At 73.5% G+C, this 14,066-nt stretch carries 13 protein-coding genes; 9 read left to right on the forward strand and 4 right to left on the reverse strand.

The genetic code is table 11. The annotated features are described in order from the left end of the window. The first annotated feature begins 65 nt into the window (after positions 1 to 65). The 6 genes from FHS34_RS19730 (at position 66) to qcrB (ending at position 6,792) form a co-directional block, all read left to right on the forward strand. The gene (locus tag FHS34_RS19730; protein ID WP_184967131.1) at positions 66 to 269 is read left to right on the forward strand and encodes an MbtH family protein; all 204 of its coding nucleotides are present in this window, start codon (positions 66 to 68) and stop codon (positions 267 to 269) included. Between the two features lie 137 nt (positions 270 to 406). After that, the gene (locus FHS34_RS19735) at positions 407 to 1,165 is read left to right on the forward strand and encodes a GNAT family N-acetyltransferase (RefSeq protein ID WP_225817506.1); all 759 of its coding nucleotides are present in this window, start codon (positions 407 to 409) and stop codon (positions 1,163 to 1,165) included. Then, positions 1,162 to 2,415, forward strand: coding sequence for an MFS transporter (locus tag FHS34_RS19740; protein WP_184967133.1), 1,254 nt, complete (start codon positions 1,162 to 1,164; stop codon positions 2,413 to 2,415). The genes FHS34_RS19735 and FHS34_RS19740 overlap by 4 nt, the downstream gene beginning before the upstream one ends. Before the next feature lie 91 nt (positions 2,416 to 2,506). Next, positions 2,507 to 4,948, forward strand: a complete 2,442-nt coding sequence (locus FHS34_RS19745; protein WP_184967135.1) for a SpoIIE family protein phosphatase — start codon at positions 2,507 to 2,509, stop codon at positions 4,946 to 4,948. 81 nt (positions 4,949 to 5,029) lie between these two features. Then, a complete protein-coding gene (locus tag FHS34_RS19750; protein ID WP_184967137.1) occupies positions 5,030 to 5,302 on the forward strand; it encodes a hypothetical protein in 273 nt (90 codons plus the stop codon). Continuing rightward, positions 5,299 to 6,792 carry a cytochrome bc1 complex cytochrome b subunit gene (gene qcrB, locus FHS34_RS19755; protein WP_184967140.1) on the forward strand — a complete coding sequence of 498 codons (1,494 nt, stop codon included), beginning with the start codon at positions 5,299 to 5,301 and terminating at the stop codon, positions 6,790 to 6,792. The genes FHS34_RS19750 and qcrB overlap by 4 nt, the downstream gene beginning before the upstream one ends. On the opposite strand, the gene ctaF is transcribed toward qcrB, so the two are convergent. After that, positions 6,728 to 7,111: an aa3-type cytochrome oxidase subunit IV gene (gene ctaF, locus FHS34_RS19760; RefSeq protein WP_184967142.1), complete on the reverse strand. Its 384-nt coding sequence runs from the start codon at positions 7,109 to 7,111 to the stop codon at positions 6,728 to 6,730. The two genes, qcrB and ctaF, sit on opposite strands and share 65 nt — an antisense overlap. Further along, entirely contained in the window at positions 7,108 to 8,790 is a 1,683-nt protein-coding gene (gene ctaD / locus FHS34_RS19765) for an aa3-type cytochrome oxidase subunit I (protein WP_443732463.1), read from the reverse strand. Before ctaD ends, ctaF begins: the two co-directional genes overlap by 4 nt. Positions 8,791 to 8,934: 144 nt before the next feature. Between ctaD and FHS34_RS19770 the strand changes: the two genes are divergently transcribed. Beyond that, positions 8,935 to 9,303, forward strand: a complete 369-nt coding sequence (locus FHS34_RS19770; RefSeq protein WP_225817505.1) for a DUF6479 family protein — start codon at positions 8,935 to 8,937, stop codon at positions 9,301 to 9,303. Between the two features lie 74 nt (positions 9,304 to 9,377). Next, the gene (locus tag FHS34_RS19775; protein ID WP_184967250.1) at positions 9,378 to 9,563 is read left to right on the forward strand and encodes a hypothetical protein; all 186 of its coding nucleotides are present in this window, start codon (positions 9,378 to 9,380) and stop codon (positions 9,561 to 9,563) included. A 160-nt stretch (positions 9,564 to 9,723) separates the two neighbouring features. Here the strand turns inward: FHS34_RS19775 and FHS34_RS19780 are convergent, their stop codons facing one another. Together FHS34_RS19780 and FHS34_RS19785 are read right to left on the reverse strand one after the other, a co-directional pair. Continuing rightward, on the reverse strand, positions 9,724 to 10,308 hold the full coding sequence (locus tag FHS34_RS19780; protein WP_184967144.1) for a hydrolase: 585 nt from the start codon (positions 10,306 to 10,308) through the stop codon (positions 9,724 to 9,726). 139 nt (positions 10,309 to 10,447) lie between these two features. Beyond that, on the reverse strand, positions 10,448 to 10,885 hold the full coding sequence (locus FHS34_RS19785) for a MarR family winged helix-turn-helix transcriptional regulator (protein WP_184967146.1): 438 nt from the start codon (positions 10,883 to 10,885) through the stop codon (positions 10,448 to 10,450). A gap of 125 nt (positions 10,886 to 11,010) precedes the next feature. Between FHS34_RS19785 and FHS34_RS19790 the strand changes: the two genes are divergently transcribed. Next, a complete protein-coding gene (locus FHS34_RS19790) occupies positions 11,011 to 14,064 on the forward strand; it encodes an FAD-binding and (Fe-S)-binding domain-containing protein (protein ID WP_184967148.1) in 3,054 nt (1,017 codons plus the stop codon). Positions 14,065 to 14,066: the final 2 nt, after the last annotated feature.

Raw genomic sequence — 14,066 nt, forward strand, 5'->3', positions numbered from 1 at the left:
CCCGCGCCCCGACCGCCCGCCCCGACTCCGCCCCCCATCCGATCCGCACGACGAAGGAACCCGACATGGACGAGAACACCCGCTACCAGGTGCTGCGCAACGACGAGGAGCAGTACTCCCTCTGGCCCGTCGACATCGAGGTGCCCGCGGGCTGGCAGCCCGTCGGCAAGGAGGGCACCGAGACCGACTGCTCCGCCTACGTCGACGAGGTCTGGACCGACATGCGGCCCAGGAGCCTGCGCGAGCGCATGGAGAACGCCGGCTCCTGACCCGGCCGCGTCCTCACCGACACGCCGGGCCGGCCGCACCCGCGCCGGCCCGGCGCCTCTTCCCCCCACGCGTCGCCGTCCAGGTGCCCCACCGCCCTCGGCCCCCACCGCACCGCGTCACTCCCGAGGAGCCCGCCATGACCCCCGTCCTGCGTACCGAACGCCTGGAGTTCCTTCCCTACCGGCCCGAGCACGAGGACGTCTTCGTCGCCCTGCTGCGCGACGAAGAGGTGTGCCGCTGGATGGGGCAGGACCTCGTGCCCGAACCGGAGATCCGCGCGCTGTTCCGCGCCATCCTCACCGAGGTCTACCCCCAGCGCCGGTTCGACGTGTGGGGGCTGTGGCTGGCGGGCGACTACGTCGGCCACGCCGAGGTGAAGCCGACCGGCAACGTCGACGGCCATGAACTCGTCACCGCGCTCGCCCCCGGGTACTGGGGGCACGGACTGGGCGGCGAGGCGGTGCGCGGCCTCCTCCGGCACGCCGCCGAGAACCTCGGGCTCAGCGAGGCGTACGGCATGGTCGGCGCCGAGAACACCGCCAGCCTGGCCATGTGCCGCCGCCTGGGCTTCCGGGAGGTCCGGGACGTGGTCGGCGACGACGGTTCCGTGACGAAGCTGGTGGTCATCTCCACCAAGGACCCGTCCGCACCCGCGGAACCGGGCACGGCGGAGAGCGACGTGCGTCCCGCCGTGACCGCGGCCGCCGGGCACCCGGGCGACCCGGGCGGGCGGGGTGGCTCGGGGGGCCCGGGTGGAGGCCCGGGTGCCGGGGCTCCGGCTCCGGCTCCGGCTCCGGCACCGGGCGGGACGGTCGCCGCCGTCGCGGCGGACGCCGGAGCTGCGGGCGGGGCGGGAAGCGGCGTCCCGGCGGCGCGTGCCGAGGACCCGGTATGAGCGGGCCGCCGCTCGCCGAGGGTGCCGCCGAGGCGGCCGGCACCGGACCGGCGCCGAGCCTGTGGCGCAACCGCGACTTCAACCTGCTGTGGACCGGCCAGTGCCTGTCCGACCTGGGCGGCGCCATGGTGGACCTGGCCCTGCCCCTGCTGGTGCTCCAGCAGACCGGCTCCCCGGCCCGGGCCGGGCTCGTCGGCACCGCCGGGCTCGTCACCGCCCTGGTGTGCCGGCTGCCGGCCGGTGTCCTCGCCGACCGTGTCGACCGGCGCCGGCTGATGATCGCCTGCGACCTCCTGCGGCTCGCCGTGCACGGCCTCCTCGGCTGGGCGGTGGTGACCGGCGCCGCAAGCCTGCCGGTGATCCTCGCGGTGGTGGTCGCCGGTGCCGCCGCCACGGCCGTCTTCAGCACCGCCGAACACGCCTCGGTGCGCAACCTGGTCCGCCCCGACCAGCTGGTCTCCGCCGTGGCGCGCAACGAGGCACGCACGTACGGCGTGTCGCTGGCCGGTCCGCCGCTGGGCGGGCTGCTGTTCGGGTTCGGCAGGCCCCTGCCCTTCCTCGGTAACGCGCTGAGCTTCCTGCTCTCGCTGGTGGCCGTCTGCCGCATCCGGCGGCCCCTCCAGGAGACCCGGCAGGAGGCCGCCGCCCCGACCGCCCGCGCCTCCGCCGCGGAGGGCCTGCGCTTCCTGCTGGGCCATCCGTTCCTGCGGGCCCTGCTGGTGATCGCCGCCCCGCTGAACATGGCCTTCACCGGCATGATCTTCGCCATGACCCTCGCGCTGCGCCGCGCCGGTGTCCCGCCGTACCTGGTGGGCGTCGCCGGCACGATCTTCGCGGTGGGCGGCCTGCTCGGCGCCTTCGCGGCCCCGGCCCTCCAGCGGCGGCTGCGGCTGCCCGTCCTGATCACCCTGCTGTGCTGGGTGACCGCCGCGCTGATGGCCGCCGCCGCGCTGCTGTCCCACAGCGTCCTGGCCGCCGTACCGCTGGCCGCAGCCGTGTTCCTCGGGCCCACGGCGAACGCGGCGCTCTTCGGCCACCAGGCCGCCGTCACCCCGGACCATCTGCAGGGGCGCGTGGTCAGCGGCGTGCTGCTCGCCGCCGGCTCGGCGGCCGCGCTCGCCCCCGCCCTGGCCGGTGCCCTGCTGGCCCGCTGGAGCCCGGCCCCGGCCATGCTGGTCTTCCCGCTCCTGGTCACCGCAGCCGCGGTGACGGCCACCCTCAGCAAGGGCCTGCGGACGATGCCCGCCTGACCCGCGGCCCGGGCGCGCGCGTAATGCGCGCGCCCGGGCCACGGTCACAGGGGCTGCGCGGGCGGCTCACACGCGCTGTAATGGCGACGTGGTGAGTGAGGGCGCTGCGATCAGCAGAACGAGGGCGGAGCGTGCCGAAGTCGCCCTCGCATCGCTGATGGCGGCACCGGCCACGCCCGACCGGCTGCGCCGGGTCCTGGAGCAGGCGCTCGTGTTCGCCGGGGCGTCCTTCGCCGGGGTGTACACGCCCGGCGGCGACCCCGCGCTGCTCCGTCTCGCCGAGTCGGCCGGCCTGCCCCGCACCCTGTACGGACTGCGGGACGGCTATCCGGCCGGCGGAGCGTCGCCGGTCGCCGAGGCGCACCGCACCGGACGGCCGCGCTGGCTCGGGCCCGCCGAGCTGGCCGACGCCCCGGACGCGCGCCGCACCCCGTCCCCCGACTTCTCCGTGGCCGTCCTGCCGCTCGGCCCGGCGGGCGCCGGCTGCCTGCTCGCCGTCGGGGAGTACCCCGGCGGCTTCGGCACCGACGACCGCTCCTGTCTGGAGCTGATCGCCCGCTCGATCGCGGTACCCGTCCCGGCTGTCGCCGACGACACCGGTGAGCTGCCCGAGAACGCCTTCAGGCTGGGCATGGACAGCGGCCGGGTCGAGGTCGGCGACGCGATCCTGCGGCTGTTCGACCTCGACCGGCAGGAGTTCGACGGCCGGGTGGAGTCCCTGCTCGGCCGTACGGTGCCCGAGGACCTGCCCGCGCTGATGTCCGTGGTCGAGGCCGACCACATGTCCATCGGCGACCGGGAGCTGGAGTTCCGCATCCTGCAGACCTCCGGCTCGCCCAAGTGGCTGCGGCTGCGGGGCCGGCTGCTGCCCGGCGGAGAGGGCCGCCCCGCCGAGCTCGTCGGCACCGTCACCGACGCCTCCACTCTGCGTTCCGACGTCACCGACGTCGCTCGCGTGCAGCGCCTCGCCGCCGCCCTCGCCACCGCCGGCACCGTCAAGGACGTCGGCCAGGCCGTCGTCGCCGCCCTGCGCGCACCGCTGCGCGCCGACCGGATCGCCCTGGCCGAACTGGAGAACGACCGGCTGGTGGTCACCGTCCTCGACCCGCCCGAGCCCGAGGCCTGGCCCGCGGTGTGGCGCAGCGAGTGGCGCACCGAGTGGCCCGACGCGCCGGTGCGCGCCATGCCCACCCTGGCCACCGCGCTGCGCGAGGGCCGCGCCCGGATCTGGCCCGCCGGCACCCCGCTGGAACCCGCCCTCGCCGAGGTCGGCCCCGGCGGCCTCGCGGTGCTGCCGCTGCCCGCCGGCGGCCGCATGGCCGGTGCCTGCCTGATCGGCTGGGACCGCCCGCACGACTTCGCCCCCGACGAGCGCGCCCTGCTCACCGCCTGCGCCGCCCTGACCGGCCAGGCCCTGCTGCGCGCCCACGCCTTCGACGCCGAGCACGAACTCGTCGGCATGCTCCAGCGCACCCTGCTGCCCCGCCGGCTGCCCCGGCTGCCCGGCGCGGTCGCCGTCGCCCGCTATCTGCCCACCACGGCCGGCCTGGAGGTCGGCGGCGACTGGTACGACGTGATCCCGCTCGCCGACCACCACGTCGCCCTCGTCATCGGCGACGTCCAGGGCCACAACGCGGGCGCCGCCACCCTGATGGGCCAGATGCGCACCGCACTGCGCGCCTACGCCGCCGAGGGCCACGCCCCGGACGTGGTCGTCGCCCACGCAAACCGGCTGCTGCTGGACATGGAGACGGACCTGTTCGCCACCTGCGCGTACGTCGACGTCGACATGGAGCGGGGCACCGCGTGGTGCGTGCGGGCCGGACATCTGCAGCCGGTGCTGCGCCACCCGGACGGCACCGCCGAGATCCTGCGCACCGAGGGCGGACCGCCGCTCGGCGTGCTCGCCCAGGCCGAGTTCCCGATGACCCCGCTGCGGCTCCAGCCCGGCACCGTGATCGCGCTGACCACCGACGGCCTGGTCGAGTCCGCCGAGGCCGACCTCGACTCCGGCATGGACCGGCTGGCCGGCGAACTGGCCGCCGCCGATCCGGCCCACCTCGGCCTGGTCGCCGACGCCCTGCTCACCGGCGCCCACCGCGGCGACGACGTGGCCCTGCTGCTGATGCGCTACGACGGCATGGCCGTACGGCCGCTCCGGGAGAGCTGGACGGTGTGGCGGGTGCCCGAGGCGGCCCGGCACGCCCGCCGCTTCACCCGGCGCACCCTGCGCGCCTGGGAACTGCCCCGGGACACGATCGAGACGGCCCTGCTGGTGGTCTCCGAACTCGTCACCAACGCCCTCGTGCACACCGGCGGCCCGGTCCGGCTCGACATGAGCCTGGTCAACCACCGGCTGCGGCTGGCCGTCGCCGACTCCTCCCCGCGCAGCCCCGTGAAGCCCACCAGCATCGGCTGGGAGGCCACCGGCGGCCGGGGCATCCTGCTGGTGGAGGCCGTGTCGGAGGCCTGGGGGACGGTTCCGGTCAGCGGCGGCAAACAGGTGTGGGCGGACCTCGTACCCTCCGGCTGACCCGCCACCCGGGTGCCGATGAGAGCCGTTCGGACAGGCTGGGGAGGCGCGCTGCGGCACCCTTGCCTAGGGTCGGTTGATGTGGCACACACCTTCGAGGAACTGGTGCAGAAGCAGCGCGCCGCCCAAGCGGCCCACACCACGGTCGCGGACCTGCGGGAGACCTACGGCCCGCCGGCCGAGCGGCGGATGACGGGCGCCCAGTCGGGCACTTACGAGACCGCCCTGCGCGCCTGGCGGGACCTGGCCCGCGATGTGCAGACGGCGGTCAGCGAGTACGCCAGGGAAACGGGCCGGCCACGGGCCGAGGTGGAGGCCGAGGTGGAGCGGGCCGCCGCGACGGGGGACACATGAGCCGAGCCGGCCGGCGCGCCGAGCGGCTCGCGGACGCGGCCGACGCGCGGCTGCCCGTCCTGGAGGGCGGCTCGCTGCTGCGCAAGGCGTTCCCGGAGCACTGGTCCTTCTTCCTCGGCGAACTCGCCCTCTACAGCCTGCTCGTGCTGATCCTGACCGGCGTGTGGCTGACGTTCTTCTTCCAGCCGGAGACGCGCGAGGTCGTCTACGCGGGCTCCTACGTGCCGCTGCGCGGAGTGCGCATGTCGGCCGCGTTCGACTCCACCCTGCACATCAGCTTCGACGTGCGCGGCGGCCTGCTGATGCGGCAGGCCCACCACTGGGCGGCGCTCGTCTTCGTCGCCGCGATCGGCGTGCACATGCTGCGGATCTTCTTCACCGGCGCCTTCCGCCGGCCCCGGGAGCTGAACTGGGCCATCGGGGTGAGCCTGTTCGTGGTCTCGCTCGCCGAGGGGTTCGCCGGCTACTCGCTCCCCGACGACCTGCTCTCCGGGACGGGGCTGCGCATCGCGCAGGGCATCATGATGTCGATCCCGGTGGTGGGCACCTACGTGGCCTTCTTCGCCTTCGGCGGCCAGTATCCGGGCCACGACATCATCACCCGCCTCTACCCGCTGCACATCCTGCTGCTCCCCGGTGTCCTCATCGCCCTGGTGACGGTGCATCTGGTGCTGGTCTTCCACCTCAAGCACACCCAGTGGCGGGGCCCCGGCCGCACCAACCGCAACGTCCGGGGCAAACCCCTCTTCCCGCAGTTCACCGCCACCTCCACGGGCCTGTCCCTGATCGTCTTCGGCGTTTCGGTGCTGCTGGCCGGCATCGCCCAGATCAACCCGGTCTGGACGTACGGCCCCTACCGCTCCGACCTGGTCTCCACCGGCTCCCAGCCGGACTGGTACGTCGGGTTCCTGGAGGGCGCGCTGCGGCTCGTACCGCCGTGGGAGACGAACGTCGCCGGCCACACGCTCATGTGGAACGTGCTGCTGCCGGCCGTCGTCCTGCCCGGCCTGCTGTTCGCCGTGCTCTACGCCTATCCGTTCGTGGAGCAGCGGCTGACGGGGGAGTGGCACCACGAGCAGCACCTGTGCGACCGCCCGCGCGAACGTCCCGTGCGCACCGGTCTCGGCGTCGCGGGCACCGTCTTCTACGGCGTGCTGCTGCTGGCCGGCGGCAACGACATCATCGCCCTTACCTTCCGTGTCTCCGTCAACGCCCTGACCTGGGTGTTCCGGGTCGCCCTCGTGGTGGCGCCCGTCCTCGCGTTCCTGGTCACGCGGTGGTTGTGCCGCGCCCTGACGGCGGCCGAACGGGAACGCCTCGCCGAGGGCGTGCCCACCGGGGACATCCGGCAGACCGTCGCCGGCGGCTACGAGAGCGACCACGAGCCCGTGGACACCTTCCGGCCCGGCGCGCCCCGCAGACCGCTCACCGGCGCGCGTACTGGAACACCATCCCGAACACCCCGCGAGCCAGAACACCGAGGCCGATGAGGAACAGCCACAGCCCGTAGACCACACCGGTGGCCGTCACCGCGAAGCCGAGCGCGGTGACGATCGGCCAGGGGCTCTCGTCGGGGAAGAACGCCACCGGCCCGGCCCCGTCCGCCACCTCCGCGTCGGTGCGGTCCTGCGGGCGCGAGCCCCGGCGCCGGTACTGGACGAGACAGAAGAAGGAGACGAGCGCCGCCATCAGGAACGCGACGACCAGCGCGGTCGTACCCGTCGCGTCCCGCGACCACGCCCCGTACAGGACTGCGGCGCCACCGAAGAACAGTGCCACGCCGCCGAACAGCATCGCCTCCGCCTTCATCGCGCGAGCTCCTCGCCGGCCGGGCTCTCGACCTCGGGATGGTGCAGGTCGAAGGCGGGTGACTCGGACCGGATACGGGGCAGCGCGACGAAGTTGTGCCGGGGTGGCGGACAGGACGTCGCCCACTCCAGACCGCGCCCCCAGCCCCAGGGGTCGTCCAGGGAGACCTTCTTGCCCTTCGCCGCGGTGCGCCAGACGTTGTAGAGGAACGGCAGCGTGGACACGCCCAGCAGGAACGCGCCCGCTGTCGACAGCGTGTTGAGCAGCGTGAAGCCGTCCCCGGGCAGATAGTCCGCGTACCGGCGGGGCATCCCCTGCTCGCCGAGCCAGTGCTGGACCAGGAAGGTCAGCTGGAACCCCGGGAACAGCAGCCAGAAGTGCACCTTGCCGAGCCGCTCGTCCAGCATCTTCCCGGTGAACTTCGGCCACCAGAAGTAGAAGCCGGCGAACATCGCGAACACCACCGTGCCGAACAGGACGTAGTGCAGGTGCGCGACGATGAAGTACGAGTCGGTCAGGTGGAAGTCGAGCGGCGGGGAGGCGATCAGCACGCCGCTCAGCCCGCCGAGCAGGAACGACACCATGAAGCCCAGCGACCACAGCATCGGCGTCTCGAACGAGAGCGAACCGTGCCTCATCGTCCCGGTCCAGGCGAAGAACTTGATGCCCGTGGGCACCGCGATCAGGAACGACATCACCGAGAAGAACGGCAGCAGCACCGCCCCGGTGGCGAACATGTGATGCGCCCACACCACTGCCGACAGCATGGTGATCGAGATGGTCGCCCCGATCATCGGCAGATAGCCGAACAGGGGTTTGCGGGAGAAGACGGGGATGATCTCCGAGACGATCCCGAAGAACGGCAGCGCCACGATGTACACCTCGGGATGCCCGAAGAACCAGAACAGGTGCTGCCACAGCAGCGCGCCGCCGTTGGCCGCGTCGAAGACGTGCGCCCCGAACTTCCGGTCGGCCTCCAGCACCAGCAGGGCCGCCGTGAGCACCGGGAACGCGGGCAGGATCAGGATCGAGGTGAACAGCACGTTCCAGGTGAACATGGGCATCCGGAACATGGTCATGCCGGGCGCGCGCAGGGACAGGATCGTGGCGATGAAGTTCACCGCGGTCAGGGTCGTCGACACGCCCGACACCACCAGTCCCATGGCCCACAGGTCACCGCCGGCGCCGGGGGAGTAGTAGGCGCTGTTGAGCGGCGCATAGGCGAACCAGCCGAACGCCGCCGCCCCGCCCGGCACCAGGAAGCCGGACACCACCATCAGGCCGCCGAACAGGTACATCCAGTACGACAGCGCGTTCAGCCGGGGGAAGGCGAGGTCGGGGGCGCCGATCTGCAGCGGCATGACGGCGTTGGCGAACCCGGCGAACATCGGCGTCGCGAACAGCAGCATCATGATCGTGCCGTGGACCGTGACGAACTCGTTGTAGCCCTGTTCGCTCAGGAACTGCAGACCCGGCCGGGCCAGTTCGGTGCGCATGCCGAGCGCCAGCAGCCCGGCCAGCAGGAAGAAGCAGAACGCCGTGACCATGTAGAGGCGGCCGATCACCTTGTGGTCGGTCGTGGAGACCCAGCGCAGCAGGGTCCGGCCGGGTCGCGGAGCGGGCGCCGAGTACCGGGCGGTGATCTCCGTGATTTCTGGCATCTGCGGCGATTCGGTCATCGCGGGTGACGCTACTGCAGACGGCGGGGGGCCCGGTCACGCCACGCCCTGCGCGCACGCCGGGGTGGGTGCGGCCGGCTGGGCCGTTCGGCTGACGGCCGGGTCACCGGGCATTCCCGGCGGGCGCCCGGGTACCCGGCGTACATGGACACTGCCATGTACGAAGCAGCAGCCGGTGTACAGGTCTTCGGGTACATCGCCCTTCTCGTCGCCGGGGTGGCCTGCGTCGCCGGGCTGATCTGGGCCTTCCGGATGGGGTTCAAGGTGCGCCGACGCGAACCGCGTCCGCCGAGGCCGGAGGAGCAGCCCAGGATGCCGGCGTCCGGGCCGGTGCGCGAGACCCTCGAGATGCGCGAGCCCGACGAGGTGCCCCGGGCCGCCGGGGACGCCGAACGGCTCACTCCGTACCAGGTCGGCAACGTCCGCAGCAAGCGCGCCGAGGACCAGCGCCGCACGCGCTGGTCGCCCGGTTCCAGCGGGTCGTTCGGCGGCGGTGGCGGCGGCCGGACCTGACCGTCGCCGGCCCCCCGGGGTTTGCCCGCGCTCCGGCGCGGGGACCCGGGGAGGCCACACAGCGCAGAAGGAAGATGAACGACGTGACCGCCCACAGCAGCGAGAAGCCCGCCCAGCCCCACGCCGAGACCGGCTGGGCCGAGTCCCGCCGCCGGAGCGGCCGGGGGATGCGCACCTGCCTTCCGGCCGTCCTGGACCGGACGCCCACCGCGCCGCGCGGCGGCCCGGCCGAGGACACCATAGTGCGCGGCGAGGACTGAACCGGCCCCGGCACGGGCGCCCGGCGGGCATGCCGCGTCCCGCCCCCGTTTCGCTCAAGGGCGGCGAGGTGGCGGCGGACGCGTGGGTGAGGCGGCGGCCGGCCGACGGGAGCCGGGCGTGGTCAGGGCCCGGCGCCGGTGACCGGCCGCCGCCCGTCGGTCAGTCGCGGGTCTTGGCGAGGAGTTCCAGGATCTCGGCGGTCGTGCCGCTCTCGCCGAGGCGCGGGAAGATCCGCCCGACACTGCTCGCGTGCGCCTCCCCGTCGGCGTCGGCCATGGCGTCCGTGGCGAGGGTGACGTGGTAGCCGTGCGCATAGGCGTCGCGGGCCGTGGACTCGACGCCGATGCTGGTGGCGATCCCGGTCAGCACGATCTGTGTGATGCCCCGGCGGCGCAGCTGGACGTCCAGGTCGGTGCCGTGGAAGGCGCTCCAGTTGTGCTTGGTGACGCGGATGTCCCCGGGGTGCCCGGACAGTTCGTCGACGATGAGGTCCCAGCCCTCCGGAAAGGCGAGCCCGCGCGCCTGCCGCTCGGTGCGGCCGGGCACGGCGTCCGCCCCGTCGGCCGCGAAGGAGACCCGGACGAGGACCACGGGCAGCCCGTGGGAGCGGAAGGCGTCGGCGAGTTCGGCCGTGCGGGCCACGACCTCGGGACCCGGGTACGGCTGGGTGGGCATGGCCACGACGCCCCGCTGCAGGTCGATCGCGACGAGGGCGGTACGGGCGTCGAGGGTGGTGAGCGACATGGGTCGGTCAGGCCTTTCGGGGTGATGAGGGGTTCGGGGGCTCAGGGATGGTGACGGGCCCGGGGGTGGTCATGCGGGGTGGGCCTGCCGTCGGAGCCGACGGGGTGGGGACCGGCCCGGCGCGGCGGGCGGCCCGGTGTCACGGCCGGGACAGCCGGTCCAGCAGTTCCAGCGCCGAGAGGACCGTCCGCCGCTCCTCCTCGGTGTAGCGGTCCTGGAAGGCACGGGCCAGCCACTCCTCGCGCACCTGCTTGTTCCCCTCGACGCGGGCCCGGCCCGCGTCGGCCAGGGTGACCAGCTGGCGGCGGCCGTCGTCCGGGTCGGGGGCACGGCGGATCAGCCCGTGCCGCTCCAGGGCGGCCAGCGTCGTCGCCATGGACTGCGGGCGCACCCCCTCGGCGGCGGCCAGCGCGCTGGCCGTGGCCGCGCCGTGCTTGCCGACCAGGGTGAGCGCGGACTCCTGGGAGGGGCTGAGGTCGGCGTCCTGCGCCACCTCCCGGATGCGGCGCCGCAGCCTGCTGAAGACCACGCGCAGGTCGCGCGCGGCGCGGGCGGCGGAGTCGGAGATGTCAGCCATGACCCCAGGCTATGACCGGCAGACACAGCTGTCCAGTTGAAACTGTTCAGTTTTGCCTGACTATTCGCCGGGTACTCGCCCGGCCTCGGACAGGGCAGCACGGCGGAGAAGACCAAGGAGACCAGATGACCCCTCCGGACACGTCCGGCCTGGAGGCGGCACTCCGCGCCGAGGTGGACGGCGAAGTCCGCTTCGACGCCGGCAGCCGCGGCGCGTACGCCACGGACGGTTCGAACTACCGGCAGGTCCCCATCGGCGTCGTCGTCCCCCGCACCGTGGAGGCGGGCGCCCGGGCGGTGTCGGTGTGCGCACGCTTCGACGCCCCCGTCCTCTCCCGGGGCGGCGGCACCAGTCTGGCCGGACAGTCGACCAACACCGCCGTGGTGATCGACTGGAGCAAGTACTGCACCGGCGTACTCTCGGTCGAGCCCGAGCGGCGCACCTGCGTGGTCGAACCCGGCATCGTCCTGGACGAACTCAACCGGCACCTGGCCCGCCACCGGCTCCAGTTCGGCCCGAAGCCGTCCACCCACAGCCACTGCGCCCTCGGCGGCATGATCGGCAACAACTCCTGCGGCGCCTCCGCGCAGGCCTACGGCAAGACCGTGGACAACATCCGGCGCCTGGAGATCCTCACCTACGACGGACAGCGCGCCTGGGTCGGTCCCACCCCGCCCGACGAGCGGGCCCGGATCGTCGCCGGCGGCGGCCGGCTCGCCGAGATCTACGCCGGCCTCGACCGCATCGCCACCGCGTACCTGGCCGACATCCGCCGCGGCTATCCCAAGATCCCGCGCCGGGTCTCCGGCTACAACCTGGACTCCCTGCTGCCCGAGAACGGCTTCGACGTCGCCAAGGCGCTCGTCGGCAGCGAGGGCACCCTGGTGACCGTCCTGCGCGCCGAACTCGACCTCGTGCCCGTGCCGTCGTACCAGTCCCTCCTCGTCCTCGGCTACGACGACATCTGCGCCGCCGCCGACGACGTCCCCCGCCTGCTGGAACACTGCTCGCCCACCCAGCTGGAGGCACTGGACGGGCGGATGGCCCAGCTGATGCGCGAGGAGGGCGCCTACCTCGAATCGCTCGCCGTGCTGCCCGAGGGCGACAGCTGGCTGATGGTGCAGTACAGCGGCGACAGCCAGGACGACGTCGACGAACAGGCGCACGCCCTTCTGCACGCCCTCGGCCGCGACGAGAAGGACGGACGCGTCGCCTTCTCCGACAACCCCGAGCGCGAGCAGAAGATGCTCAAGGCCCGCGAGGCCGGACTCGGCGTGACCGCCCGACCGCCGGACGACCGGGAGACCTGGGAGGGCTGGGAGGACTCCGCCGTACCGCCGGAACGGCTCGGCGACTATCTGCGCGACCTCAAGCGGCTGTTCGAGGAGTTCGGCTACGACCACCCGTCCCTGTACGGCCACTTCGGGCAGGGCTGCGTCCACACCCGCATCCCCTTCGGACTGAAGACCGCCGAGGGCGTGGCCGGCTTCCGGCGCTTCCTGGAGCGCGCGGCCGACCTCGTCGTCTCCTACGGCGGATCCCTCTCCGGCGAGCACGGGGACGGCCAGTCCCGGGGCGAGCTGCTCACCCGCATGTTCGGGGAACGGCTCGTGACCGCGTTCGGCGAGCTGAAGGCGCTCTTCGACCCCGGCAACCGGATGAACCCGGGCAAGATCGTCCACCCGAACCCCGTCGACGGGCAGCTGCGGCTCGGCCCCGCCTGGCGGCCCGCCACCCCCGCCACCCACTTCGGCTTCCCCGAGGACGACCACTCCTTCGACCGCGCGGTGATGCGCTGCGTCGGCATCGGCAACTGCCGCAGCCACTCCGGCGGCGTCATGTGCCCCTCCTACCGGGCCACGAGGGAGGAGGAACACTCCACCCGCGGCCGGGCCCGGCTGCTGTTCGAGATGCTCGACGGGCACGCGGACTCCGCGATCGAGGACGGCTGGCGCTCCACCGCCGTGCACGACGCGCTCGACCTCTGCCTGGCCTGCAAGGGCTGCAAGTCCGACTGTCCCACCGGCGTCGACATGGCCACCCTGAAGGCGGAGTTCATGTCCCACCACTACGCGGGCCGGCTGCGCCCCATGGCCCACTACTCCATGGGCTGGCTCCCGCTGTGGGCCCGGCTGTCGCGCGCCGCCCCCTCCCTGGTCAACTCCGCCCTCCACGCCCCCGTCCTGGCCCGGCTCGGCAAGCGGCTCGCCGGCATCGACGAGGCCCGCCCGGCCCCGGTGTTCGCCGAGGAGTCCTTCGTCCAGTGGTGGCGGGCCCGCGACCGGGACGAGCCGGACCCGGCCGACCCGCGCACGGTCGTCCTGTGGCCGGACACCTTCAGCACCTACTTCCACCCCGCCATCGCCAAGTCCGCCGTACGCGTCCTGGAGGACGCCGGGTTCCGGGTGGCCGTCCCCACCGAACCGGTGTGCTGCGGCCTGACCTGGATCTCCACCGGTCAGCTCCCGGTCGCCAAGAAGGTGCTGACCCGCACCCTCGCAGTGCTGCGGCCCTATCTGGAGGCCGGCACACCGATCATCGGCCTGGAACCCTCCTGCACGGCCGTCTTCCGCGCCGACGCCCCGGAACTGATGCCCGGCGACCAGGACGTGACACGGCTCGCCGCGCAGACCCGCACCTTCGCCGAACAGCTCGTCCACCACGCCCCCGACGGCTGGCGGCCACCGGGGCTCGCCCGGCAGGCCACCGTGCAGACCCACTGCCACCAGCACGCCGTCATGAAGTTCGACGCCGACCGCGAGCTGATGCGCCGCGCCCATCTCGACGCCGAGGTGCTCGACGAGGGCTGCTGCGGCCTCGCCGGGAACTTCGGCTTCGAACGCGGCCACCACGAGGTCTCCATGGCCGTCGCCGAACAGGGCGTCCTGCCCGCCGTCCGCGGTACCGCCCCGGACAGCCTGGTCCTCGCCGACGGCTTCAGCTGCCGCACCCAGATCGAACAGGGCGGCACCGGCCGCCGCGCGCTGCACCTCGCCGAGGTCCTCGCGCTCGCCCTCGACGGCAACCTGCCCAGCGACCACCCGGAACGCCTGGCCGACCGCCCCGACGAGCCGTCCCGGACGGCCCGCTGGGGCACGGCCGCCGCCGTGGCCGCCCTCGCCCTGGCCGCCGCGGGTGCCGTGGGCGCCCTGGCCGGACCGCGGCCGCCGAGGAGGTGACC

Source organism: Streptomyces echinatus, from assembly GCF_014203595.1.
In the GTDB taxonomy this organism is placed as follows: Bacteria; Actinomycetota; Actinomycetes; order Streptomycetales; family Streptomycetaceae; genus Streptomyces; species Streptomyces echinatus.